This window comes from Phaeobacter sp. G2 (assembly GCA_025163595.1).
In the GTDB taxonomy this organism is placed as follows: Bacteria; Pseudomonadota; Alphaproteobacteria; order Rhodobacterales; family Rhodobacteraceae; genus Pseudophaeobacter.
Map to the genome: position 1 here is coordinate 3,835,928 of CP104100.1, position 25,582 is coordinate 3,861,509.

Consider the following 25,582-nt stretch of genomic DNA (forward strand, 5'->3'; position numbering starts at 1 on the left):
GCCGCTCTTATGAGTTGCGCTGCAATCGAAGCTTGGCAAAATACTCTGATCGCCTTTTCAACTCGCGCTCAAAGCCACGCTCCACTGGCTGATACAACACTGGGCGGCGCACCCCATCGGGAAAGTAGTTCTGTCCCGAAAACCCATCCTCGGCATCATGGTCATAGGCATAGCCATCGCCATAGCCTTGTTCCGCCATCAGCTTGGTTGGCGCATTCATGATATGTTTAGGTGGCGGCGCTGATCCGGTTTCCTTGGCCAGACGACGTGCCGCCTTGATGCCGACATAGACCGCGTTGGATTTGGGGGCCAGCGCCAGATAGACCGCCGCATTGGCCAGAGCCAGCTCGCCTTCGGGGCTGCCAAGGCGCTCATAGGTGTTCCAGGCATTGAGGCAAACCGTGTTGGCCTGTGGATCCGCCAGACCGATATCCTCGGTCGACATCATGGTTAGACGCCGGGCCAGGAATCGCGGATCCTCGCCGCCCTCCAGCATCCGCCCCAACCAATACAGCGCCGCGTCCGGATCGGACCCCCGGATGGATTTATGTAGTGCGGATATGAGGTTATAGTGCTCGTCACCGGATTTGTCATATTTGGAGGCCCGTCGCATCAACCGGGTTGCCAGGGCCTCGCGCCCCAGTGGGATGTCTACCCGCCAGGCCGCAACCTGTTCAATCAGGTTGAGCAACGTGCGCCCGTCGCCATCGGCCATTTCATGCAGCGCATCCCGCGCCTCACCACTCAGCGGCAGCGCTTTGCCCAACTCCCGCTCGGCCCGCTGGGTCAACAGTTCCAGATCCACCAACGACAACCGCTCCAGCACCAGGACCTGCGACCGCGACAGCACAGCGGCGTTCAGCTCAAACGAGGGGTTTTCAGTAGTGGCGCCAACCAACAAGATGGTGCCATCTTCCATATAGGGCAAAAACCCATCCTGCTGCGCCTTGTTGAAGCGATGGATCTCATCGACGAACAGCAGCGTGCCCTGACCATTTTGGCGCCGGATCTTGGCGGCCTCAAACACCTTGCGCAGATCTGGCACCCCGGTAAAAATCGCCGAGATCTGGACAAAATGCAGATCCGTTTCCCGTGCCAGCAACCGCGCGATGGTGGTTTTTCCCACCCCGGGCGGCCCCCAGAAAATCAACGACGACAACGAGCCCGAGGACAGCATCACCCCCAGCGGCGCCTCTTCGCCCAGAACCTGCGCCTGGCCGATCACCTCTGCCAGCGATTTGGGCCGCAAACGATCCGCCAGCGGCCTGTTTACCTCGGCAGCGGATTCAGCTTCGGGCTTTGCACCACTGTCAAATAGATCCGCCATTGCTCAGCGCCGCATATGCAGGCTGACCCGCTGCCCACGCCGGTTCAGATCAAACCGAAGACGGCGACCGGCCTGCTCCAGCAGAGCTGGAACATCCTCCGAGGAGGTCACCTCCTTGCCATTGATGGCCAGCAGGATATCGCCCGCTTTGATCCCGGCGCGCGCCGCGTAGGGGCCTGGATCCAGCACCGCAACACCAGTGGCCGAAAGCGGCAGCTGCAAGCGAACAATGGCAACAGGGTTGATCAAGCCGACGGTCAGCCCCGGCAACACACTGTTTTCATTCATTACCACAGACCGCGCCGGCGGGTCATTGGGGGCGGTAAACATCTCTACCACCAGAGTTTCGCGGATGTCACCGCGCAGCCGTGTCACCATCGAGGTGCCATCCAGACCAGCAACCGACATGCGAAACACCATTTCAGAAGGAGAATTCACCACCTGGCCATCCACGTCTGTAATCACATCGCCGACCTCAAATCCTGCCTTGGCAAAGGGGCTTTGCGGATGCAATTCAGAGATAACCATGCCTTCGGGCAGGTCCATACCCAAGGAGGCTGCCAGATCCGCATCCACCGGCTGGCCCGCCATACCGGCCCAGGGGCGCTGAAAGCCTTCTGAGCCAGCCCGCGCCTGTTTGACAAACTCACGCACCAAATTGGCAGGAATGGCAAAGCCGATGCCGTTGGAGCCGCCAGAGCGGCTGAGAATCCGGGTATTGATGCCGATGAGGTCGCCATTCACATCAATCAACGCACCGCCCGAGTTACCCGGGTTGATCGGCGCATCGGTCTGAATGTAATAGCCAAAGCCCTCCCCCGAGGCGGTGCCACTGCGCGCCAAGCCCGAGACAATGCCGCTGCTCACGGTCTGACCAACGCCAAAGGGGTTACCGATGGCCAAGGCCAGCTCGCCAACTTCGACTTCGTCACTGTTGCGCAGGGTCAAAAACGGCAGATCTGCGGCGTCTTCGAGCTGCAAAATGGCGAGATCGCTTGCCTGATCGGCCAGGACGACGCGGGCCTCATATTCGCGCTTATCCGTGGTCACCACCCGAATTTCAGTCGCCATCGCCACCACGTGGTAGTTTGAAACAATGATGCCGTCCTGTGACAGAATCACCCCTGACCCGAGTGAGCTTTCGACTCGCGGGCGCGGATTGGAGAAGTTGCGGAAGAAATCCTCAAAGAAGGGATCGTTCATAAAGGGAGAGCGCTGGTGTTGCTGGCGCACGATCTTGGCGTAGATATTCACCACCGCTGGCGCCGCCTGCTTGACCAGGGGCGCAAACCCAAGCGAGATTTCGGTCTGGGATTGCGGCACACGGGTTTCCGCCTGCGCTGGGAGCCCTACCGCGAGAGCAAGAACCAAAGATAGGGCAAAGCGGGCGAAAGAAGCAGTACGGATCATGGGATCTCCCGTAAAAGTGTTACTCTAGGATATGCTTCTGCCGAGGCCCAAATGCAAGCTTTGCCAAGGAGACCCGGTCTGGGTCCTCCCAGTCCGACAACAGGACGGGAGCAACCCAGATCTGCGGTCGTTTCACCCCGCCATTTGATTGGGCCGTGCCCGGCGCGCTTTGACAGCATCCGCCAGCTTATGCAGTTCCGTCACAGTGTCGTCCCAGCCAATGCAGCCGTCGGTGATCGACTGGCCGTAGGTCAGATCGCCCTTGCCCAGATCCTGACGCCCGGCGACCAGATGGCTCTCCACCATAACCCCGGTGATACGCTGCTCGCCAGCCCGCAGCTGGTCACCGACATCCTGCAAAACCAGCGGCTGTTTGGCCGGATCTTTGTCGCTGTTGGCGTGGCTGGCGTCGATCATCACATGACCGCGAATACCGTCCTGTTCAGCCTTCTGACAGGCGGCATCGACTGAACCCGCATCATAGTTGGTTCCACCGCCGCCCCGCAGGATCAGGTGGCAATCCGGGTTGCCGCTGGTGGCCGCAATCGCCGCGCGACCATTTTTGGCCAAGGCCATGAAATGATGCGGATGCGCGGACGAGCGCACCGCATCAATGGCGATCTGCACATTGCCCCGGGTGCCATTTTTGAACCCCACAGGGCAACTGAGGCCCGAGGCCATCTCGCGGTGGATCTGGCTCTCGGTGGTGCGCGCACCAATAGCGGCCCAGGCCATCAGGTCCGACAGGTATTGCGGCACCGCCGTATCCAGGAATTCGGTCCCCACTGGTAGCCCCATCTGGTTGATATTAAGCAAGAGCTTGCGCGCCATCTCCAGCCCGTCATTGATGCGGAAGGAACCATCCAGGCCGGGATCATTTACCAGCCCTTTCCAGCCGCTGATAGTGCGGGGCTTTTCGAAATAGACCCGCATCACAATTTCCAACTCGCCCGCCAGCTCTTCGCGCAGGGGTTTCAAACGCGCAGCGTAGTCCAAGGCCGCCGCAGTATCATGGATCGAACAGGGGCCGACAACAACGACCAAGCGATCATCGGCGCCGCGCAGCACCTTTTGAATATCAGCGCGGCTATCCAACACGGTCTTGCTGGCCAGATCATTGCTGGGCAGTTTCTCTGCCAGCTCATCCGGCGAGATCAGCTCCTGCATATCGGTGATGCGGAGGTTTTCAATATGGGGTGTCATAGTCCTAAGGTTCCTTGCGGGAGGCCCTTTTTGCGTGGCGGCGGATACAAAAAAACCGCCATCTGCTGAGGGCGGTTGGTGTGGTATCTGCTTTTGCGCACTATGTCATCTGCACGCCAAGACCCCTCCGTCCGCCTGTCGGCCCGGATAAAAATAAAACCAGATTGCAGCATAGGTTTGGGTCATGTGGGCGACGCTAGCGGAGATTCGCCAGACTGTCATCAGGAAAGTTGAAAGCGTTTTTTCAAAACTGAGCTAGCCAAGCTTTCACAAGACCTCATCGAAAGGACAACGGCTGCTTTGAACCCGGAGTGCGCCCATATTTCACCACGGTGAAAGCCGGTTTTTACGAACCACTCTACAGTTTGCAAAAGCAAATTCAGACGGTCGGCTTTGTGCCCGCTCGGCAGCTGAGAATCTGAGGCGCATCGTTTGAGTTCTTGAGGTGGCCCAAACAGGCCACCTCAATCTTGGGCAGATCAGATAGCGATCTTCGGCTCCAACTCAACCGACCAAAGCTCCACATCTGCGCTGTCCATCAAGCGCACAGTCATCACGCCCGTATTCGCCGCAATGTCGACTTTGCCAAAGAACTGCAACCCGTCGCTTGGCGGCAGGTTGGCTTGCCCTTCTTCAGGATGTTTTGCAAAGCGCACTTCGGGACCAAAGGTGTTGTCGTATTCGGAGGGTCCGAATGTACCGGCATGCAATGGACCGGAGACAAATTCCCAGAACGGTTCAAACTCCTGAAAAACAGCGCGGTCAGGCGAATAGTGATGGGCGGCGGTGTAATGCACATCTGCTGTGAGCCAAACAGTGTTGGTGATCTCGGCGGTTTTAATGAACGACAGGACTGCGGCGACATCCTTTTCACGGCCCAGGACCGGGCCATCGCCGTTTGCACCGTTTTCCATGTTGTCACCATCTCGTACCATCATGCCAATTGGCATGTCGGCCGCGATGATCTTCCATGTTGCGGTAGAGTTCACCATCTCGCGTTTCAGCCAAGCAAGCTGTTCCGCGCCCAGGAACGGAGTGCCTTCAGCCTCGGTGTTGGCCGTGTTGTCGCCGCGATAGGTCCGCATATCGATCACGAAAATATCCAGCAACGGGCCGTAGGACACCTTGCGATAGACGCGCATCGGTTCCGACAGAACCTGACGGGTTGGCATCATTTCGTGGAACGCGCGTGCGGAACGGGCTGCCAGGACCTGCAGTGATTTCTCCGTATAACGGTCATCCGCAGTCAACATTTCATTGGGATACCAGTTATTTGTGACTTCGTGGTCGTCCCACTGAGAAATCATAGGCACGGAGGCATTAAACGCCTGCACGTTTTTATCCATGTAGTTGTACAAATGCTGGCCGCGGAATTCGTCCAAAGTCTCAGCCACCTTCATCTTGGCGGGTGTGACGATGTTTTTCCAGATCGAGCCGTCGTCGAGTGCGACTTCTTCTTGCAACGGACCATCGGCGTAGACCGTATCACCGGAATGCAGGAAAAAATCAGGCGCGTGACTGTTCATCGTCGCATAGGTGGTCATGCCGCCGCGATCTTCGTCAATACCCCAACCTTGACCAGCCGTATCGCCAGACCAAACAAAACTGATGTCCCGGTTGCCCATGGGCGCGGTCCGGAAAGTGCCGGTCATCGGCTCTGAAAGCGTGCCATCAGCAAGATCGGACATTGTTACGCGGTAAAAAATATCCTGATCGCTTGGCAGTCCGGTGAGCGCCAGCTTGCCTGTGTAATCGGTCGGTGTTCCAACTGCCAATGCGGGAACAGCGCGCGCGTCTGTCATGCTTTCGGTGGTTGCCCACTCGACAAGCATCTTGGCCTCGCGATCAGCGCGGCTCCAAATGACAGCGCCATCATGGGCGACATCACCAGACATAATGCCATGGGTGATCAGTGGACGCGATTGCGCTCTCGAAAGGGATGGCATGGCAATGGTAGCAGAAAGTGCGGCCGTGCCCAAAAGCGCTTGGCGACGGGTAAATGTGATGCGAGGCATGGGAATGTGATCCTAATCAGATGAGATACCGATGCTTAACGCGGTGCAAGTTTCAGCTCATTGACAGTGGTATGAAAGTTAAATGAACTTCAGCGACATCTGGGTGAAGGCGATTTACTGACACGATTTACAAGCTCTTTCATACGCTCAAAGCCGACCTTCGTCGTAGCGCCTTGAACGACAGCATTGCCGCAGACACTGCGCCTGCAAAGGCCGTCGTGTTCCACTGCCATACCTGCGCTTTGCCACCCGCCCCCAATACCCCAACGGGGCCAGCGCGGTGGCTTTGTGAAGGAGCGCAAAACCCGTAAAGTGGTCCGGCGCTAGAAAATTCATGGTCGGCAATCATTCCAACAAAAAGCCCCCGCTCCAAAGGAGCGAGGGCCATGCCATCTGACGATGTCAGACAGTCTTATTCTGCGTCGTCAGCTTCGATTTCTGCAGCAACGCGCGCCTTGTCGGCGGCGCCTTTGGCAGCAACGTCACGATCGACGAATTCGATGATCGCCATAGGCGCCATGTCACCATAGCGGAAGCCCGCTTTCAGGATGCGAACATAGCCGCCCTGGCGGTCTTTGTAGCGGGGGCCAAGCACATCAAACAGTTTGGAGACATACTGGTCTTCCTTCAGGCGCGCGTTGGCCTGACGACGGGCGTGCAGGTCGCCGCGTTTTGCCAGGGTGATCATCTTTTCGATGATGGGGCGCAATTCTTTTGCCTTGGGCAGAGTCGTTTTGATCTGCTCGTGCTCGATCAGCGAGCCAGCCATGTTTGCAAACAGGGCCTTACGGTGCTCATGAGTACGGTTCAGGCGGCGGTAACCACGTGCGTGACGCATTGTTCAATTCCTTCTTTCGCGTTTTGCTTTGTCTGTCAGCCGATGCGTGTCAGCTGCTCTCCTTGGGGCATGTGCCCATCTTTCCCCGCCAGCGCGGGCATTGTTTAAGGGCAGACCTGGGCCTGCCCTCAAATTCTGTGTGACCGAGTGAGGTTCTTAGAACGTGTCTTCGAACTTCTTGGCCAGATCTTCGATGTTGTCTGGTGGCCAGTCCTCGACGTCCATGCCGAGGTGCAGACCCATGCCGGACAGCACTTCTTTGATCTCGTTCAGCGACTTGCGGCCAAAGTTTGGCGTGCGCAGCATTTCTGCTTCGGTCTTCTGGATCAGATCGCCGATGTAAACGATGTTGTCGTTCTTGAGGCAGTTTGCCGACCGGACAGACAGTTCCAGCTCGTCCACTTTCTTCAGCAGAAGCGGGTTGAACTCGAGACCATCGTCTTCGTCCTGACGGTTCGCCGACTCGGGCTCTTCGAAGTTGACGAAGATCGACAGCTGGTCCTGCAGGATACGCGCGGCATAGGCCAGGGCGTCATCCGGGGTAACGGAACCGTCTGTTTCGATTTTCAGCGTCAGCTTGTCATAGTCCAGCACCTGGCCCTCACGGGTAGGCTGAACGTCATAAGACACCTTTTTCACCGGCGAGTAGATCGCATCGATTGGGATCAGACCAATGGGTGCGTCTTCTGGCTTGTTCTTATCGGCAGAGACATAGCCCTTGCCGGTATTCACAGTCAGTTCCATGAACAGGTCAGCGCCATCATCCAGATGGCAGATAACATGCTCGCGGTTCAGAACCTCGATGCCTGCGGACTCAGAGATGTCACCGGCGGTGACAACAGCTGGGCCTTTGGCATTGATCGACAGGCGCTTGGGGCCTTCGACGTCCATGCGCAGGGAGACACCCTTGAGATTCAGGATGATATCGGTGACATCTTCACGAACGCCAGCAACGCTGGAGAATTCGTGCAGAACGTTGTCGATCTGTACGGATGTGATCGCGGCACCTTGCAGCGAGCTCATCAGAACGCGGCGCAGCGCGTTGCCAAGCGTCAGGCCAAAGCCACGCTCAAGCGGTTCGGCAATAATTGTTGCCTGACGTGCGGGATCGTTGCCCGGCTTTGCTTCAAGCTGCGTTGGCTTGATCAGCTCTGCCCAATTTTTATGGATCATGCAGTCCCTCCATTCCTGTCTGTACCTCATGTCCGAAGGTGCAGACGCCCGAGGTTTAAAATGACGGACTGGGGCCCGGCAAACAAGCGGGGCCCCAGCGTAAGTCTCGAAGTCTTAGACGCGACGACGCTTAGGTGGACGGCAGCCATTGTGTGCCATCGGTGTTACGTCGCGGATCGAGGTGATGTTGAAGCCGATTGCGGCCAGAGCGCGCAGGGCAGATTCACGACCGCCACCGGGGCCCTGAACTTCAACTTCAAGAGTTTTAACACCGTGATCCTGTGCCTTTTTGCCGGCATCTTCTGCCGCCATCTGAGCCGCATAAGGAGTCGATTTACGCGACCCTTTGAAGCCCATGGAGCCAGCAGAGGACCATGCAATCGCATTACCCTGAACATCAGAGATCAGGATCTTGGTGTTGTTGAACGATGAGTTCACATGCGCAACACCAGTTGCGATGTTCTTACGCTCTTTTTTCTTCGTACGAGTCTTATCGCGTGCCATTGATCAAACCCTCCCTTACTTCTTCTTACCGGCAATGGCCTTTGCGGGGCCTTTGCGAGTGCGAGCGTTGGTGTGGGTACGCTGACCGCGAACGGGCAGGTTACGACGATGGCGCAGGCCGCGGTAGCAACCCAGATCCATCAGACGCTTGACGTTCATCTGAACTTCACGACGCAGGTCACCTTCAACGGTGAAGTTTGCATCGATGTGCTCGCGGATGGCCAGAATTTCGGCATCAGACAATTCGTTGACGCGACGGGCCGCATCAATGCCAACAGCTTCGCAGATTGCGGCAGCCGAGGTGTTTCCGATTCCGGTGATATAGGTGAGGGCGATAGGTACCCGCTTAGCAGCGGGGATGTTTACGCCGGCAATACGTGCCACGTGTCACTTTCCTTTTCGTTGCGGTTCCGTAGCTCCAGAACCTTTTTTCACAACGCTCGACCCTGGCAGTTCAGCCGTTCAGCCCAGCATTTTGAGGTGGTCATGCAGGCAAAAGAATCTGCCCACATGGAATCATCCCACAAAGGGATGGGGTTGCGTATGAGGATTTGAACAGAGCGTCAACCCGTCAAGAGATGAACCAGGCCTTTTTCATCAAAAGGCGGGCTTTTCAGCCAATTGGCGTCACGATGCGCAATTATAAAACCGCAGTGGCTCTGCGTCACCCGTAAAAATGGAGATGACGCCCGGTTGGTCGGGGTCGCGGACAATGGTGAACAGCTGCGGCACAAACTCCGGCCCTGGCATCTGGCACTGGCCCACGTGGGTGGTCACATCATAGACCTGCCATTGGTACAGCGCCTTGGGCGTGAAAGAGCAGAAATACTCCAACGAGCTATAGCCAGTTTCATTCAAGAGCAGCCCGCCGTTCCCCGCATAGTCAAGATCGCCATCCGGGCTCGACATCACGATGTCACAGCCCTCCGGACTATCGACAAGCAAATGCTGGGCCTGCAGCGGCAGGGTGAAGGAAAACAGGACAATGGAAGGTAGAAGGAATTTCATCAACTGGGCTTTCTCTAAAATGGGATGGGTCAGGATCACTATAGGCTGCTTGTTTCAGTTTTTGTAAACGCACAGCCTGTTTCAGACAGAAACAGCCAACAAAGACACTCTCACCGCCAAGCGATGCCAAGGTCGTTTCCGGCACCCCAACAAAAAAGGGAGCAACGAGGCTCCCTTTTTTCGATATCAGATCTCAGCTTGCAGAGTTTACTCAGCCAGAACCGTTGCAATATCCGCTTTTACAGCGTCCATATTCTGCAATCCATCAACGGACTGCAGATCGCCCTTGGCGTAGTAATAGCCCAACAGCGGCGAGGTCTTTTTGTAATACTCCATCAGACGGGTCTTGAGGCTTTCCTCATTGTCGTCTGCGCGGCGCTTTACCTCTGTGCTGCCACAGTTGCTGCATTTGCCATCCGCAGGCCAGGGTTTGGTCTGGTCGTGGTAGACTTCACCGCAACCGCCACAGGTGGAGCGGCCGGTGATGCGCGCAACAAGCGCGCTGTCATCCACTGCCATCTCAATCACCGCGTCCAGGGTCAGGCCCATTTCCGCCAGTAATTCACCCAGGGCATCAGCCTGCCCCAGGGTGCGGGGGAAGCCATCAAAGATAAAGCCTCCTTCGGCGCCTTCAACGAGCTTTTCGCGGATCAGATCAATAACGATCTCATCTGTGACCAGCTCACCGCGGGCAATGACGTCGGCAACCTTTTTACCCATCTCCGAGCCACTGGACTGCGCGTCGCGCAGCATATCACCAGTGGAGAGCTGAACCATGCCGCGCGCGTCGGTCAAATGACGCGCCTGCGTCCCCTTACCCGCACCGGGTGGCCCTAAAAGAATGATATTGGTCATCGGCGAGAGGGCCCCCGTTTTGCTCGTTTCTTGTTCCGGCCACGCAGCTGGCTCTTCTCGATGAGCCCCTCATACTGGTGCGCCAACAGGTGACTTTGCGCCTGCTGAATGGTGTCCATGGTTACGGAGACCACAATCAGCACCGATGTACCGCCAAAGTAGACCGGGAAGGCAAACTGGCCACGCAGCACTTCTGGAAGCAGGCAAACCACCGCCAGATACATCGACCCCAGTACCAGAATGCGGTTCACCACATATTCGATATATTCGGCGGTCTTCTTGCCCGGGCGAATACCGGGCACAAAGCCGTTCTGGTTCTTCAGGTTATTGGCCACATCCTCGGGCTTGAAGGCCACGTTGAAGGTGTAGAAATAGGCAAAGAACACAATCATCGAGACAAAGAACAACAGGTAGAGCGGCTGGCCGGGGCCAAAGTTGGCCAGGAGCCAGGACATCACCGGACCGTTGGTTGCACCGGATGAGAAAGCCGAAATCGTGGTTGGCAGCAGCAGCAGCGAGCTGGCAAAGATCGCTGGGATAACGCCCGCTGGGTTCACTTTCACCGGCAGGTGCGAAGAGCCGCCATCATAGACCTTCATGCCGACCTGGCGGCGCGGGTACTGGATGTGGATCTTGCGCAAGGCGCGCTCCATGAAGACCACAAACATGATCACCGCAACCACCATCAGCATCACACCGATGATCACCGCTGGGCTGATTGCACCGGAACGGCCAGAGGCAAAGAACTGCGCAATCGAGGCCGGAACCTCGGCGATGATGCCGACAAAGATGATCAGCGAGATACCATTGCCCAGACCGCGCTGGGTGATCTGCTCACCCAACCACATCAGGAACATGGTGCCACCCACCAGGGTGATCATGCAGGCCATACGGAAGTACATGCCCGGATCAGTCGCCAGGTCACCGGCTTCCAGCGAAACCGCGAGGCCATAGGCCTGCGCTGTCGCCAGCGCCACAGTGCCATAGCGAGTGTATTGGTTGATTTTCTTCTGGCCCTGGGCACCCTCTTTTTTGAGCTGCTCAAGTGCCGGGACCATGGAGGTCAGCAACTGCACAATGATCGAAGCCGAAATATAGGGCATGATCCCGAGGGCAAAAATGCCCATCCGGCCAAGGGCGCCACCGGTGAACATCGACACCATGCCGCCAATGCCCTGCCCTGCCGCTTCCATAAAGTTGCGAAGCGCGCCTGAGTCGATGCCAGGAACCGGAATGAAGGTTCCGAGGCGATATACGATCAAAAGGCCAAGCGTAAACAAGATGCGATTGCGCAGATCCGTGGCTTTGCCAAGTGCGGACCAGCTGGTGTTCGCTGCCATTTGTTCTGCTGCTGATACCATGAAATGGGTCTCTTTTTGCAAAAACGCCGCCCGGAGCCCTTTTCCGGCTCGGACGGCGTATAGGGAAACTGATGACCTATGTAAGCGGCAATCTCGCCGCTCACAAGCCGTTACTCAGCTGCGGCTGCTGTTGCCACGGTCAATGCGCCACCGGCCTTTGCAACTGCTTCAATAGCAGCAGCGGATGCGCCGGTTACGGCGATGGTGGCTTTTGCGGTCAATTCACCTTTGGCCAGAACGCGGACACCGTCTTTTTTGCGACGGATCAGACCGGAAGCCACCAGGGTGTCTTCGGTGATCGAGGCTGCGTCCAGCTTGCCCAGGTCGATGAATTTCTGGATCAGGCCCAGGTTCACAACGGCGTATGCTTTGCGGTTTGGCTTGTTGAAGCCACGCTTAGGCAGACGCTGGTACAATGGCATCTGACCACCTTCGTAGCCATTGATCGAAACACCCGAACGGGATTTCTGACCTTTGATACCACGGCCACCCATTTTACCCTTGCCGGAGCCGGGACCACGGGCAACACGCATACGTTTTTTGGCGGCACCTGGATTGTCGCTGAGTTCGTGAAGTTTCATTTCGCTTCTCCTTCGCCGGATGTGATCCCAGAAGCGTAAACAGGATCAACCACGGCATGTCTTTGATATATGATTCCATGACCCCAAGAGGCCACCGTGTGCCTATAGCCGCCCAGCCCCCCCGGATCAAGCCCTTGCGGATCTCGCCCCCCTCACATTGACGCCATGCCAACAGTTTATTGGACAGAGACGGTTTCAGAATCAAAAAACGTCCCTGCTGAAACAGAGACGTTTTTTTTCGATCAGGAGCGAGGGAGGAGAGCTCTGGCTGATCGGGTTACAGGTGATGAACGTGTTTGCGCGCGATATCTGCGATATCGCAGCGGCGGACACCGATGTCTGCCAGCTCGCGATTGGTGAGACGCGACAGCTGCGCATAGGTGCGCTTGTACTCACGGTTCATCGCCCAGTTTGCACTGGCTTGCGCCACAAAGGCCCGCAGACGCGCGGTGATACCAAAGTCGGTGGTGGTGTTTTGAACAAATGCCAATTGGCTATTCCTTAGCTACGGCTGAGACCCATTTCCCAGCCCTTTTTCTAACCCGTTTAGGTGTCTCTGGAATAAAGCAATAAATTTGTTACAAACAACCACTGCAACAAGACAACCCGCTATGCATCCGATGCATAGGCCGGGCTCATGGTGGCCTCGACCGGGCTGGCGGGCAGAGAAGCCCCCCGCCACAAGAAAAGACGCCCCCGGTTTCCCGGAGGCGTCCTTAATCAGTCATTCGAAAGAGGCTTAGTCGCGCTCTTCGATGATCTCTACCATGTGAGAGACCTTGCGCACCATGCCACGAACCGAAGGAGTGTCTTCGAGTTCACGGGTTTTGTGCATCTTGTTCAGACCCAGACCGATCAGCGTCGCGCGCTGGTCGGCGGGGCGGCGGATCGGGGAACCGATCTGCTTAACAACGATTGTTTTAGCCATTGTCCGTCTCCTTACGCTTCTGCTGCTTCAGCAGCAGGTGCTTCGTCCCGCTTGGGCAGGATATCGGCGACCTTTTTACCACGACGCTGAGCAACCGAACGGGGGCTCTGCTCTTTGGTCAGGCCATCAATGGTTGCACGGATCATGTTGTAGGGGTTCTGCGAGCCGATCGACTTGGACACAACGTCTTTGACGCCGAGCATTTCGAAAACTGCACGCATTGGACCACCAGCAATAATACCGGTACCTTCAGGAGCCGTCCGCATGACAACTTTGCCGGCGCCGTGGCGACCTGCAATGTCGTGGTGCAGGGTACGACCCTCTTTCAGAGGCACACGAACCATCTGACGCTTGGCCTGTTCAGTGGCCTTGCGGATCGCCTCGGGGACTTCTTTGGCTTTACCTTTGCCAAAGCCGACGCGGCCCTTTTGGTCACCAACAACAACCAGTGCTGCAAAACCAAAGCGCTTACCGCCTTTTACGGTTTTGGAAACACGGTTGATTGCAACCAAACGATCCGCAAATTCGGGTGTCTCATCACGGTCGCGGCGATTGCCACGGCGGTTATCACGTTCTGCCATAAAGCATTCCTTTGTGTGTGGCGACGAGCGCCAATTGTTCCAATCCTGGTGAGGCGCGCCCAAAGACGCGCCTCCCGGATCATCGGGGTGGCGGTATCGCCACCCGCAAGTCTTTAGATCTTGAGGCCGCCTTCACGCGCAGCGTCGGCCAGAGCCTTCACCTTGCCGTGGAACAGGAAGCCGCCACGATCGAAATACGCCTCAGAGACGCCAGCCGCCTTGGCACGTTCGGCGATAACCGAACCCACTTTGGTTGCTGCTTCGATGTTGTTCTTGCCTACAAAGCCAAGATCTTTTTCCAGGGTCGATGCGGACGCCAGAGTCTTGCCTGCCAGATCGTCGATCAGCTGAACCGAGAGGTTCTTGTTCGAACGGTGGACAGAAAGACGCAGACGGCCAGCGTTGACCTTGCGAAGTTTGTTCCGGACGCGCAGGCGACGCTTCAGAAACAGGGTACGTTTGCTGTTTGCCATTGTGCTGGTCCTTACTTCTTCTTGCCTTCTTTGCGGAAGACGAACTCACCCTTGTAGCGGATGCCTTTGCCCTTATAGGGCTCGGGACGGCGCCAATCACGGATCTTCGCCGCGACTTCGCCCACCTGCTGCTGGTCGTTCCCTTCCACAACGATTTCTGTCTGCTTCGGCGCGGTGATGGTAACACCCTCCGGAGCAACAAATTCGACATCGTGGCTGTAACCGAGGTTCAGCTTCAGGGTATTCCCCTGCATCTGAGCCCGGTAACCCACACCCTGGATCTCCAGCTCTTTCTTAAAGCCGGTGGTCACGCCGGTTACCAAGTTGGCAACCATGGTGCGGGACATACCCCACTGCTGACGGGCGCGCTTGGACATGCCGCGAGGCGTGACCGAAACAGCGTTGTCTTCAACAGTCAGAGTGACATCGTCGGTTGCAGTGAAGCTGCGGGTCCCTTTGGGACCTTTGACTTCGATGCTCTGGCCGGACACGGCAGCGGTTACACCGCTGGGCAGGTCGACCGATTTTTTACCAATACGGGACATCGAAAAGGCCTCCTTAGAAGACGGTGCAGAGCACTTCGCCGCCAACATTGGCTGCGCGTGCGTTTGCGTCCGACATCACACCCTTGGGGGTGGAGACAATCGACACACCCAGGCCCTGACGGACCGACGGGATGTCATTGACGCCCATGTAAACGCGACGGCCAGGTTTGGAAACCCGCTTCACTTCACGAATGACAGGATCGCCGTCGTAGTACTTGAGACTGATTTCCAGCGCCGGATGGCCGCGTTCGTCAGTGGATTTCTCGTAGCCGCGGATGTAACCCTCGTCTGCCAGCACGTCCAGAACCCAAGCCCGCAGCTTTGACGCTGGGGAGCTTACGGTGGATTTGCCACGCATTTGCGAGTTACGGATACGGGTGAGCATATCGCCGATAGGATCGTTCATATCTGTCTCTCCCTTACCAGCTCGATTTCACCATACCGGGGATCTGGCCATTCGAGCCCAGTTCCCGCAGCGCGATCCGGCTGACCTTCAGCTTACGATAGTAAGCGTGAGGACGACCGGTCAGCTGACAACGGTTGTGCAGACGAGTTGCCGAAGAATTCCGCGGCAGTTTGGCCAATGTCAGGCGCGCTTTGAAACGCTCTTCCATCGACTTGGATTCGTCATTCGCGATTTCTTTCAGCTCGGCGCGTTTTGCGGCATATTTTGCCACCAGACGCTCGCGCTTTTTCTCGCGTTCGATCATGCTTTTCTTAGCCATGTCTCTACTATCCTTCCCGCGCTCAGCTATTGAAGGGCATGTTGAAAGCTTTCAACAGTGCCTTCGCTTCGGCGTCGGTTTTCGCGGTTGTGGCAATCACGATATCCATGCCCCAGTTTTCGTCGATTTTATCAAAATCGATTTCTGGAAACACGAGATGCTCTTTCAGACCCATGGCGTAGTTGCCACGGCCGTCAAAGGAGGTACCCGATACGCCGCGGAAGTCACGGATACGGGGCATCGCGATGGTGATCAGACGGTCCAGGAATTCAAACATCCGGTCGCCGCGCAGAGTAACCTTTGCGCCCATCGGCATGCCTTCACGTACACGGAAGCCAGCGATGGAGTTCTTTGCCACAGTGGTCAGAGCTTTCTGGCCAGCGATGGTGCTGAGATCAGCCTGAGCGGATTTGGCTTTTTTGCTGTCACGAACAGCAGCCCGGCCGCAGCCAATGTTCAGAACGATTTTTTCCAGCTTAGGCAGCTGCATGTCGTTCTTGTAGCCAAACTCTTCTTTCAGGGCGCCACAGATGGTGTCCTTGTAAAGAGTCTTCAGACGTGGAGTGTAGGTTGCATTATCAAGCATCAGACAGTCTCCCCAGTCGTTTTGGCGAAGCGGACCTTTTTGTCGTCTTCCATGCGGAAGCCAACGCGGGTTGCTTTGCCATTGGAGTCGAGCAGAGCCAGGTTCGACAGATCGACTGGCAGTGCTTTGGGCAGACGTCCGCCCTGTTCGTTCTGCGATTGACGGGTATGGCGGATCGCCATGTTCAGCCCATCAACGATCGCCTTGCCGGCTTTGGGATCAACAGAAGCGATAACGCCCTCTTTACCCTTGTCCTTGCCGGACAGCATGACAACCTTGTCGCCTTTGCGGAGTTTAGCAGCCATTGTTACAGCACCTCCGGAGCAAGCGAGATGATTTTCATGAAGTTCTTGGCGCGCAGCTCACGAACAACTGGTCCAAAGATACGTGTACCTACGGGCTCGTTGTTGGTGTTCAGGATGACGGCGGCGTTGCGATCAAAACGGATCGCGGTACCATCGGCACGACGGACTTCTTTGGCGGTGCGAACGACGACGGCCTTACGGACATCACCTTTCTTAACGCGACCGCGGGGGATGGCTTCCTTAACCGAGACAACAATGATGTCGCCTACGGATGCGTATTTACGCTTGGAACCACCCAGAACCTTGATGCACTGAACTCGGCGAGCGCCGGAGTTGTCAGCAACATCCAGGTTTGTTTGCATCTGGATCATGTGGTTTCTCCCGACCTATGGGGCAGCGATGCGTGCTGTAATCCCCCAGGGTTTCGACAAACTGGTCAGTTTGCCGCTTATGGGACCTTACGGTCTCTTAAGCGGTCACAACTTCCCAGCGTTTCGTTTTCGATTTCGGCGCGCACTCGATGATGCGGACTTGGTCGCCGACCTTGAAAGCGTTCTGTTCATCGTGCGCCCGATACTTTTTGGACTTACGAATGGTCTTTTTCAGAACAGGGTGCGTGAAGCGGCGTTCAACCGAAACTGTTACGGTCTGGGCGTTGGCGTCGCTGGTCACGGTGCCTGTGAGAATACGTTTGGGCATCTGTCAGGCTCCTTATTCTGCTGCTGCGGCTGCAGCTTTTTCGTTCAGAATGGTTTTCACACGAGCAGCATTGCGGCGTGCCGCTTTGATGCCTGCAGTGTTTTCCAGCTGACCGGTAGCTTGTTGAAAACGGAGATTGAAGCTCTCTTTTTTCATGTTGGCAAGCACATCGCGGAGTTCATCCACGGTCTTGTCACGCAGATCATTGGCGTTCATCGCCTTTGTTCCTTGTCCAAAGCACCAGAAGGCCCCGTGAGGGTCACCTTGTTATCTGGTGGGTTATGTAAAACCCGCACTCAATAAAGTGCAGAAAAGAATCACCGGGGCCAAATCCAAGACGAATTTAGCCCAAGCGATGTGCCCCTATAGGGGAGATGCGGGGTGGGGGCAAGGGAAAGGTTTGGGCAGCCTATGGCTTACTCCCTCGCCCCCTAAATACGAAACCGTTAGTCGCAATCGTACCAAACAGTCATTGAAGCAACCTGCACCCCATTGGCCAAGGTTGATTTACTCGCCTCTGGCGCTTTTTGAAACTTGGTTTCCGGCTTGCCGATACGCTGACAGTATCCAGCAGCGCGTCGATCGACTGTTGACTGGCTCACCTGCCCTGGGAAGTAGATAACCTCCAAGGCTGATGACACTGGGAAAGCCAGATGCAGGCCTTTACGGTCCTCAGGATTTGGAAACACTTTGGCCATCAATACCTGTCGGCGGTCATGGGCAGATTGAGGATCAGGATTACAGGCGGAAACAAGCGCTGTAGCCGCAGCGAGCGCGATTAATTTAAACTTCATCGTAGAATTCCATTTTCGTTTTTCAAACACAAGACTTACCAGAGCTCCTAGCCACGCAACCCCTAATTGACAACCTTTATAGGCGCTCGCCCTTTCAATCCTTCAATCAGGCCAAAACAGCCAAGCAGCGCAACCGAACGGAACGTATAGTTGATTGATCACGCGTCTTTACGCGCCGTCTCAGCACGGCGTTCCTGCCTTTTTCTGCTGTAAATATTCAGTCCTGCCAAAACGCAAGCGACCACAAATACGCCTGTAAATGTCGGCTCTGAAATGCTTTGGCTCAGGCCCAACTCATGTTCCAGAACAGCCAAAATCACAAAGACAGGGAGGCACACAACGAGCGCGCTCAACTGAACAATCAATCCCCACTTAATGAGCCATATCAGAAGTCTGAAGTAGTTCAGCATAGCGTAGGAAAGTAGCAGCAAGACCCCGAGGCAACACAAGATAAGGGGCACGAGAAGAAAAAGTTCCATACCCGGCGGCTCCTCTAGGTGAATTGGCATTCACAATCAGGTCAAACGCTGACAGCCTACTCCCAGCGATAATTGAAGCTGACGGAAATTCGCTCGTCTTCAGCCATGTTCATCGGCACCTCATGGCGCAGCCAGCTCTCCCAAAGCAGAACATCGCCCACGGCCGGCTTCATGTAGATAAAGGGCTTCAGCTCACGCCGCGCGTCCTTCACCCGCACTGGTGATGCCATCATCATGGCAGAGCGCGGATCTTCCAGCTTCAGCGCAGAGGTCCCCTCTGGCATCGACACATAGGTGGTGCCGGAAATCACCGAATGTGGATGGATGTGTGACGCATGCATGCCGCCTTCGGGCAGGATGTTGATCCACAGATCCTCCAGCACCAGCTTGCGGTCATCCAGATCAAACTCCAGATCCTTGGCAAAATTGGCGACATGTTCGTCCAGGCATTTCACCAGATCGGCAAAGACTGGGAAGCGCCAGGGCAGATCCGTCAGGGACGCATAGGAGGTATAGCCGGGATAGCCGTTCTCCTCGCACCAGTCCTGTCCGGCCTCGTCATCTTCGGCGATAACAATGCAAGAGGTTTCCATTTCCTGCGCATCAATTGCCGGTCCGCATTCGGACAGGGCAGCGCGGTACAAGCGGGTCACAAAGAGGGATTCTATCTGGGCCATGGCCTTTCTTTACCGCAGCTCTTCCGGAGAACCAATCCGACATTCCTGCCACCCGCGCACTTTCGAAAACCTGCCCGCCTAGTTTCATCCGGTCTTACCCAGCCCTACCCGCGACAAAATAAAAAGAGCGCCGCCGGGACCGCGCTCTTAGGTGTTGAAAGGCGCTCGCCTAGAACTTCAGATCAAACCCGACCTGCAGCCCGTAGCTCTCATAGCCGCTCATGCCGATCCCATCATAAAAGGTCTCCGCTTGGAACACGCCCTGATCCGCAAAATGATAACTCAGCCCCAGCTTGGCCCGCGCGCGCGCCCCCTGCACATTGGAAGAGGTGGTGACTGCATTGCCCGAGTTTTTCACATGGCTGCCAATTGCGCTGATCCCGCCAAACAACAGCACCTCGCCATTGCCGCGCCGCACTTCAAGCGGTGTCTCAAAATCAAGCCCAAGCTCAACCTGCCCCCATGCAACATCCAAGTCCGGGATCAGGTTGCCCAGACTGTCGCGGTAGGCCTTCTGATCGTCCGTCGTATAGGTAAGTTGAACCTTTGGGATCAGGGTGGTTTTGCCATAGAGCATTGATCCCGAGAGCTTCAACAAGGCGAGAAAACGCTCAGTCTCAACCTTGTCCGTATAGGTGCCAAACGGAGAGACATCGTTTGAACTCTGCCCATAAAGAATCCGCCCCTCAACAAAGACGTCACGGTCTGGAAACTTGGTGACAAAATAGGGGCCGATCAACCAACCCTTGCCTTTGATACTGGCCGCGCCATCGTCCTGATCCAGGTAATCCAGCTGCAGCATTGCCCCAAGCAATAGGTTCTTGTTGATGGCAAAGTGACTGCCAGCAACGCCAAAGACATAGGAGCTATCACTGGTGCCTTCGCGGCTTATAGCCCCCTGCAACCGGGTCCAGACACGCGACCCCGGTCGCGTCGAGATGTCAAAGGTTCCCTGCCCGCGGGTGACCGCCAGGTTAAACTGCCCCTGCCCCTGGCCCAGCCCCGCTCCGCTACCGGACAAGAACCCTGTCAAATCGGGCTGATTGCTGATCAACTGGGTTGCCCGGGTGTTCATGAACTGACCAATAAGCTGACTGGTCTCCTCAACTGCCGAGCTCTGGACAGCAATCGCGCCGGAGGCGATGTTGCCATTGCCCGAAGAATCCTCTGCCCCCCCAGCCGCAATCGAAACGCCAATGTCACCACTTCCCGTTGGCCGGATCGTAATAACGTAGACAGACCCGCTCCCGGAAAGCTCAACCGCAGAACCATGCGTGACGAGCACATCAAGCAGGGCAAACCCGGTGACCGCTTCAGAGAACGTCGCCGTGACATCAAAGTCTTCACCAGGCCGCACCGACACCGCACTGGTTGATAGCGTGACAGTAGGTGCCACAACATCCAAATTTGTCAGCCCGAAGGTCACCGAGGTCAGACCCGTGGCGCTGGCCGTCACATTATAGGCCCCCGCCGTGGCATTGGCCGTCGCCGTCACCGAGGCCAGGCCAGAGACATCCGTCACATCAGAGCCCGCAGACAGCGCCGCCGAGGCGCCACTCCCCGGTGCGGCGAAGTTCACCGTCACCCCAGAGACAGGATTGCCCCCGGCGTCCGTCACCAGCGCCACCAGCGCGGTGCCAAAAGAGGTCGAGATCGCCGTGCTCTGGCTGTCGCCACTGGACACCGCCAGCGTTGCCGCTGCCCCCGTCGTATTGGTCAGCCCGAAGGTTACCGAGGTCAGACCCGTGGCGCTGGCCGTCACATTATAGGCCCCCGCCGTGGCATTGGCCGTCGCCGTCACCGAGGCCAGGCCCGAGGCATCCGTCACATCAGAGCCCGCAGACAGCGCCGCCGAGGCGCCACTCCCCGGAGCCGCGAAGTTCACCGTCACCCCAGAGACAGGATTGCCCCCGGCGTCCGTCACCAGCGCCACCAGCGCGGTGCCAAAAGAGGTCGAGATCGCCGTGCTCTGGCTGTCGCCGCTGGACACCGCCAGCGTTGCCGCTGCCCCCGTCGTATTGGTCAGCCCAAAGGTCACCGAGGTCAGACCCGTGGCGCTGGCCGTCACATTATAGCCCCCCGCCACTGCATTCGCCGTCGCCGTCACCGAGGCCAGGCCAGAGGCATCCGTCACATCAGAGCCCGCAGACAGCGCCGCCGAAGCGCCACTCCCCGGTGCCGCGAAGTTCACCGTCACCCCAGACACAGGATTGCCCCCGGCGTCCGTCACCAGCGCCACCAGCGCGGTGCCAAAAGAGGTCGAGATCGCCGTGCTCTGGCTGTCGCCGCTGGACACCGCCAGCGTTGCCGCAGCCCCCGTGGTATTGGTCAGCCCGAAGGTCACCGAGGTCAGCCCCGTGGCGCTGGCCGTCACATTATAGCCCCCCGCCACTGCATTCGCCGTCGCCGTCACCGAGGCCAGGCCAGAGCCATCGCTCACATCAGAGCCCGCAGACAGCGCCGCCGAAGCGCCACTCCCCGGGGCCGCGAAGTTCACCGTCACCCCAGACACAGGATTGCCCCCGGCGTCCGTCACCAGCGCCACCAGCGCGGTGCCAAAAGAGGTCGAGATCGCCGCGCTCTGGCTGTCGCCGCTGGACACCGCCAGTGTTGCCGCTGCCCCCGACGTATTGGTCAACCCGAAGGTCACCGAGGTCAGACCCGTGGCGCTGGCCGTCACATTATAGCCCCCCGCCACTGCATTGGCCGTCGCCGTCACCGAGGCCAGGCCCGAGGCATCCGTCACATCAGAGCCCGCAGACAGCGCCGCCGAGGCGCCACTCCCCGGGGCCGCGAAGTTCACCGTCACCCCAGAGACAGGATTGCCCCCGGCGTCCGTCACCAGCGCCACCAGCGCGGTGCCAAAAGAGGTCGAGATCGCCGTGCTCTGGCTGTCGCCGCTGGACACCGCCAGCGTTGCCGCTGCCCCCGTCGTATTGGTCAACCCAAAGGTCACCGAGGTCAGCCCCGTGGCGCTGGCCGTCACATTATAGCCCCCCGCCGTCGCATTGGCCGTCGCCGTCACCGAGGCCAGGCCAGAGGCATCCGTCACATCAGAGCCCGCAGACAGCGCCGCCGAAGCGCCACTCCCCGGTGCCGCGAAGTTCACCGTCACCCCAGACACAGGATTGCCCCCGGCGTCCGTCACCAGCGCCACCAGCGCGGTGCCAAAAGAGGTCGAGATCGCCGTGCTCTGGCTGTCGCCGCTGGACACCGCCAGCGTTGCCGCAGCCCCCGACGTATTGGTCAACCCGAAGGTCACCGAGGTCAGCCCCGTGGCGCTGGCCGTCACATTATAGCCCCCCGCCGTCGCATTGGCCGTCGCCGTCACCGAGGCCAGGCCAGAGGCATCCGTCACATCAGAGCCCGCCGACAGCGCCGCCGAGGCGCCACTCCCCGGGGCCGCGAAGTTCACCGTCACCCCAGAGACAGGATTGCCCCCGGCGTCCGTCACCAGCGCCACCAACGCGGTGCCAAAAGAGGTCGAGATCGCCGTGCTCTGGCTGTCGCCGCTGGACACCGCCAGCGTTGCCGCTGCCCCCGTCGTATTGGTCAACCCGAAGGTTACCGAGGTCAGACCCGTGGCGCTGGCCGTCACATTATAGCCCCCCGCCACTGCATTCGCCGTCGCCGTCACCGAGGCCAGGCCAGAGGCATCCGTCACATCAGAGCCCGCCGACAGCGCCGCCGAAGCACCACTTCCCGGTGCCGCGAAGTTCACCGTCACCCCAGACACAGGATTGCCCCCGGCGTCCGTCACCAGCGCCACCAGCGCGGTGCCAAAAGAGGTCGAGATCGCCGTGCTCTGGCTGTCGCCGCTGGACACCGCCAGCGTTGCCGCAGCCCCCGACGTATTGGTCAACCCAAAGGTCACCGAGGTCAGACCCGTGGCGCTGGCCGTCACATTATAGGCCCCCGCCGTGGCATTGGCCGTCGCCGTCACCGAGGCCAGGCCAGAGGCATCCGTCACATCAGAGCCCGCCGACAGCGCCGCCGAAGCGCCACTCCCCGGGGCCGCGAAGTTCACCGTCACCCCAGAGACAGGATTGCCCCCGGCGTCCGTCACCAGCGCCACCAGCGCGGTGCCAAAAGAGGTCGAGATCGCCGCGCTCTGGCTATCGCCACTGGACACCGCCAGCGTTGCCGCAGCCCCCGTTGTATTGCTCAGCCCAAAAGTCACCGAGGTCAGACCCGTGGCGCTGGCCGTCACATTATAGCCCCCCGCCACTGCATTCGCCGTCGCCGTCACCGAGGCCAGACCGGAGCCATCCGTCACATCAGAGCCCGCAGACAGCGCCGCCGAAGCGCCACTCCCCGGGGCCGCGAAGTTCACCGTCACCCCAGAGACAGGATTGCCCCCGGCGTCCGTCACCAGCGCCACCAGCGCGGTGCCAAAAGCGGTCGAGATCGCCGTGCTCTGGCTGTCGCCACTGGACACCGCCAGCGTTGCCGCAGCCCCCGTGGTATTGGTCAGCCCGAAGGTTACCGAGGTCAGACCCGTGGCGCTGGCCGTCACATTATAGGCCCCCGCCGTGGCATTGGCCGTCGCCGTAACCGAGGCCAGGCCCGAGGCATCCGTCACATCAGAGCCCGCCGACAGCGCCGCCGAAGCGCCACTCCCCGGGGCCGCGAAGTTCACCGTCACCCCAGAGACAGGATTGCCCCCGGCGTCCGTCACCAGCGCCACCAGCGCAGTGCCAAAAGAGGTCGAGATCGCCGTGCTCTGGCTGTCGCCGCTGGACACCGCCAGCGTTGCCGCAGCCCCCGACGTATTGGTCAGCCCAAAAGTCACCGAGGTCAGACCCGTGGCGCTGGCCGTCACATTATAGCCCCCCGCCACTGTATTCGCCGTCGCCGTCACCGAGGCCAGGCCCGAGGCATCCGTCACATCAGAGCCCGCAGACAGCGCCGCCGAAGCACCACTTCCCGGTGCCGCGAAGTTCACCGTCACCCCAGAGACAGGATTGCCCCCGGCGTCCGTCACCAGCGCCACCAGCGCGGTGCCAAACGCCGTCGAGATCGCCGTGCTCTGGCTGTCGCCACTGGACACCGCCAGCGTTGCCGCAGCCCCCGTGGTATTGGTCAGCCCGAAGGTCACCGAGGTCAGACCCGTGGCGCTGGCCGTCACGTTATAGCCCCCCGCCACTGTATTGGCCGTCGCCGTCACCGAGGCCAGGCCAGAGCCATCCGTCACATCAGAGCCCGCAGACAGCGCCGCCGAAGCGCCACTCCCCGGGGCCGCGAAGTTCACCGTCACCCCAGAGACAGGATTGCCCCCGGCGTCCGTCACCAGCGCCACCAGCGCGGTGCCAAAAGAGGTCGAGATCGCCGTGCTCTGGCTATCGCCACTGGACACCGCCAGCGTTGCCGCAGCCCCCGTGGTATTGGTCAGCCCGAAGGTCACCGAGGTCAGCCCCGTGGCGCTGGCCGTCACATTATAGCCCCCCGCCACTGTATTGGCCGTCGCCGTCACCGAGGCCAGGCCAGAGCCATCCGTCACATCAGAGCCCGCAGACAGCGCCGCCGAAGCACCACTTCCCGGTGCCGCGAAGTTCACCGTCACCCCAGAGACAGGATTGCCCCCGGCGTCCGTCACCAGCGCCACCAGCGCGGTGCCAAAAGAGGTCGAGATCGCCGTGCTCTGGCTATCGCCACTGGACACCGCCAGCGTTGCCGCAGCCCCCGCCGTATTGGTCAGGGCAAAACTTTGGTTTGAAATACCCGCACTGGAGGCAACCACGTTGTACCCCCCCGCCACAGTATTGGCGGTAAAGGTGGTCGAAGTCGCAACACCTGACCCATTTGTGGTGACCGTTTCTGATACACCGCCCCCGGAGAAGGTGCCACTGGCACCGGAGCCGGGCGCCGTGAAGGTAACGGAAACACCTGAAACCGGATTACTGCCAGCATCGACAACCGTTGCCGTCAGAACCGAGGCAAAAGCGGTCGAGATCGTGGCGCTTTGCCCGCCGCCCGAGGGGGAGGTGAAGGCCGAGGGGGGGCCAACTGTGGCGCCAGTATCGCCTGATAGACCCGTATCAGTATAGGTAAAACTAAAGGGAGTACCGCCATGGGTGCCGGATGCAGAGCAGCCAGCGGAACAGTTTGTGGTGTAGTTTGGGTTCCCGTTATTGATGGTTACGCCATTTACAACATAGGACACCGACCGCGCATCAGCTCCGCCATCAGCGAGTTGAAAATTTGTTGATCCCGCAGAGTTCGCCATCTGAATGAGTACGTAGTCTTCGGAGCCGTCAGAGTTTGGACCAAGGCCAAGTTCCGCGATAAAACACTCACCATCGGTCAGGTTCAAAGCCAATGTGTGCCCGACAGTCGAAACTGGCGGGCAGTCTGAAAAACCCGCATGAGCTGGTTTGGGCAGCGCCAACACAAGCACCAACGCAACCAGAGGAAAAACTGCGAAGGCGGAAAGCGCCTTGAGGCGGAACTTTGACAAATATTTCATAAATTTCAATTTCTTGCGGAGAAAACACTTAATAGAGGCGGCTTCCCCA

Annotated in this window: 28 protein-coding genes; all 28 read right to left on the reverse strand. The window is 58.4% G+C overall.

From position 1 onward, the window contains the following. Nucleotides 1–7: 7 nt before the first annotated feature. Nucleotides 8–1,327 carry a replication-associated recombination protein A gene (locus N1037_18225; GenBank protein UWS79165.1) on the reverse strand — a complete coding sequence of 440 codons (1,320 nt, stop codon included), beginning with the start codon at nt 1,325–1,327 and terminating at the stop codon, nt 8–10. A 3-nt stretch (nt 1,328–1,330) separates the two neighbouring features. Then, entirely contained in the window at nt 1,331–2,737 is a 1,407-nt protein-coding gene (locus tag N1037_18230) for a trypsin-like peptidase domain-containing protein (GenBank protein ID UWS79166.1), read from the reverse strand. Nucleotides 2,738–2,869: 132 nt separating this feature from the next. After that, a complete protein-coding gene (locus N1037_18235) occupies nt 2,870–3,940 on the reverse strand; it encodes a 3-deoxy-7-phosphoheptulonate synthase (protein UWS79167.1) in 1,071 nt (356 codons plus the stop codon). A 479-nt stretch (nt 3,941–4,419) separates the two neighbouring features. Further along, nucleotides 4,420–5,919, reverse strand: a complete 1,500-nt coding sequence (locus N1037_18240) for an alkaline phosphatase D family protein (protein UWS79168.1) — start codon at nt 5,917–5,919, stop codon at nt 4,420–4,422. A 448-nt stretch (nt 5,920–6,367) separates the two neighbouring features. After that, nucleotides 6,368–6,793 carry a 50S ribosomal protein L17 gene (gene rplQ, locus N1037_18245; GenBank protein ID UWS79169.1) on the reverse strand — a complete coding sequence of 142 codons (426 nt, stop codon included), beginning with the start codon at nt 6,791–6,793 and terminating at the stop codon, nt 6,368–6,370. Nucleotides 6,794–6,949: 156 nt separating this feature from the next. Continuing rightward, on the reverse strand, nt 6,950–7,966 hold the full coding sequence (locus tag N1037_18250; protein UWS79170.1) for a DNA-directed RNA polymerase subunit alpha: 1,017 nt from the start codon (nt 7,964–7,966) through the stop codon (nt 6,950–6,952). 114 nt (nt 7,967–8,080) lie between these two features. Then, nucleotides 8,081–8,470, reverse strand: coding sequence for a 30S ribosomal protein S11 (gene rpsK, locus N1037_18255; GenBank protein UWS79171.1), 390 nt, complete (start codon nt 8,468–8,470; stop codon nt 8,081–8,083). 15 nt (nt 8,471–8,485) lie between these two features. Beyond that, nucleotides 8,486–8,854: a 30S ribosomal protein S13 gene (rpsM, locus tag N1037_18260; GenBank protein UWS79172.1), complete on the reverse strand. Its 369-nt coding sequence runs from the start codon at nt 8,852–8,854 to the stop codon at nt 8,486–8,488. Between the two features lie 243 nt (nt 8,855–9,097). Next, complete coding sequence (locus tag N1037_18265) at nt 9,098–9,478, reverse strand: hypothetical protein (protein ID UWS79173.1); 381 nt, start codon at nt 9,476–9,478, stop codon at nt 9,098–9,100. Nucleotides 9,479–9,685: 207 nt separating this feature from the next. After that, on the reverse strand, nt 9,686–10,333 hold the full coding sequence (locus N1037_18270) for an adenylate kinase (protein UWS79174.1): 648 nt from the start codon (nt 10,331–10,333) through the stop codon (nt 9,686–9,688). Then, nucleotides 10,330–11,694 carry a preprotein translocase subunit SecY gene (secY, locus tag N1037_18275; GenBank protein ID UWS79175.1) on the reverse strand — a complete coding sequence of 455 codons (1,365 nt, stop codon included), beginning with the start codon at nt 11,692–11,694 and terminating at the stop codon, nt 10,330–10,332. The genes N1037_18270 and secY overlap by 4 nt, the downstream gene beginning before the upstream one ends. A 110-nt stretch (nt 11,695–11,804) precedes the next feature. After that, on the reverse strand, nt 11,805–12,275 hold the full coding sequence (rplO, locus tag N1037_18280; protein ID UWS79176.1) for a 50S ribosomal protein L15: 471 nt from the start codon (nt 12,273–12,275) through the stop codon (nt 11,805–11,807). 277 nt (nt 12,276–12,552) lie between these two features. Next, on the reverse strand, nt 12,553–12,765 hold the full coding sequence (locus tag N1037_18285) for a DUF1127 domain-containing protein (GenBank protein ID UWS79177.1): 213 nt from the start codon (nt 12,763–12,765) through the stop codon (nt 12,553–12,555). Between the two features lie 249 nt (nt 12,766–13,014). Then, nucleotides 13,015–13,203 carry a 50S ribosomal protein L30 gene (gene rpmD, locus N1037_18290; GenBank protein UWS79178.1) on the reverse strand — a complete coding sequence of 63 codons (189 nt, stop codon included), beginning with the start codon at nt 13,201–13,203 and terminating at the stop codon, nt 13,015–13,017. 11 nt (nt 13,204–13,214) lie between these two features. After that, complete coding sequence (gene rpsE, locus N1037_18295) at nt 13,215–13,784, reverse strand: 30S ribosomal protein S5 (GenBank protein ID UWS79179.1); 570 nt, start codon at nt 13,782–13,784, stop codon at nt 13,215–13,217. A gap of 113 nt (nt 13,785–13,897) precedes the next feature. Continuing rightward, a complete protein-coding gene (gene rplR / locus N1037_18300) occupies nt 13,898–14,257 on the reverse strand; it encodes a 50S ribosomal protein L18 (protein UWS79180.1) in 360 nt (119 codons plus the stop codon). An 11-nt stretch (nt 14,258–14,268) separates the two neighbouring features. Beyond that, on the reverse strand, nt 14,269–14,802 hold the full coding sequence (rplF, locus tag N1037_18305; GenBank protein UWS79181.1) for a 50S ribosomal protein L6: 534 nt from the start codon (nt 14,800–14,802) through the stop codon (nt 14,269–14,271). A gap of 13 nt (nt 14,803–14,815) precedes the next feature. After that, on the reverse strand, nt 14,816–15,208 hold the full coding sequence (rpsH, locus tag N1037_18310) for a 30S ribosomal protein S8 (GenBank protein ID UWS79182.1): 393 nt from the start codon (nt 15,206–15,208) through the stop codon (nt 14,816–14,818). 13 nt (nt 15,209–15,221) lie between these two features. After that, nucleotides 15,222–15,527: a 30S ribosomal protein S14 gene (rpsN, locus tag N1037_18315; protein ID UWS79183.1), complete on the reverse strand. Its 306-nt coding sequence runs from the start codon at nt 15,525–15,527 to the stop codon at nt 15,222–15,224. Nucleotides 15,528–15,549: 22 nt separating this feature from the next. Next, complete coding sequence (gene rplE / locus N1037_18320) at nt 15,550–16,113, reverse strand: 50S ribosomal protein L5 (GenBank protein ID UWS79184.1); 564 nt, start codon at nt 16,111–16,113, stop codon at nt 15,550–15,552. After that, a complete protein-coding gene (rplX, locus tag N1037_18325; GenBank protein ID UWS79185.1) occupies nt 16,113–16,418 on the reverse strand; it encodes a 50S ribosomal protein L24 in 306 nt (101 codons plus the stop codon). Before rplX ends, rplE begins: the two co-directional genes overlap by 1 nt. 2 nt (nt 16,419–16,420) lie before the next feature. Further along, complete coding sequence (gene rplN / locus N1037_18330; GenBank protein ID UWS79186.1) at nt 16,421–16,789, reverse strand: 50S ribosomal protein L14; 369 nt, start codon at nt 16,787–16,789, stop codon at nt 16,421–16,423. Nucleotides 16,790–16,886: 97 nt separating this feature from the next. Beyond that, a complete protein-coding gene (rpsQ, locus tag N1037_18335; GenBank protein ID UWS79187.1) occupies nt 16,887–17,117 on the reverse strand; it encodes a 30S ribosomal protein S17 in 231 nt (76 codons plus the stop codon). A gap of 12 nt (nt 17,118–17,129) precedes the next feature. Beyond that, the gene (gene rpmC / locus N1037_18340; GenBank protein ID UWS79188.1) at nt 17,130–17,333 is read right to left on the reverse strand and encodes a 50S ribosomal protein L29; all 204 of its coding nucleotides are present in this window, start codon (nt 17,331–17,333) and stop codon (nt 17,130–17,132) included. A gap of 230 nt (nt 17,334–17,563) precedes the next feature. Further along, nucleotides 17,564–17,911 carry a hypothetical protein gene (locus tag N1037_18345; GenBank protein UWS79189.1) on the reverse strand — a complete coding sequence of 116 codons (348 nt, stop codon included), beginning with the start codon at nt 17,909–17,911 and terminating at the stop codon, nt 17,564–17,566. Between the two features lie 158 nt (nt 17,912–18,069). Beyond that, nucleotides 18,070–18,390, reverse strand: a complete 321-nt coding sequence (locus N1037_18350) for a hypothetical protein (protein ID UWS79190.1) — start codon at nt 18,388–18,390, stop codon at nt 18,070–18,072. A 56-nt stretch (nt 18,391–18,446) separates the two neighbouring features. Beyond that, on the reverse strand, nt 18,447–19,067 hold the full coding sequence (locus tag N1037_18355) for a 2OG-Fe(II) oxygenase family protein (protein UWS79191.1): 621 nt from the start codon (nt 19,065–19,067) through the stop codon (nt 18,447–18,449). 169 nt (nt 19,068–19,236) lie between these two features. Continuing rightward, nucleotides 19,237–25,533 (reverse strand): Ig-like domain-containing protein, encoded by a 6,297-nt coding sequence (locus N1037_18360; GenBank protein ID UWS79192.1) that lies wholly within the window; start codon nt 25,531–25,533, stop codon nt 19,237–19,239. Nucleotides 25,534–25,582: the final 49 nt, after the last annotated feature.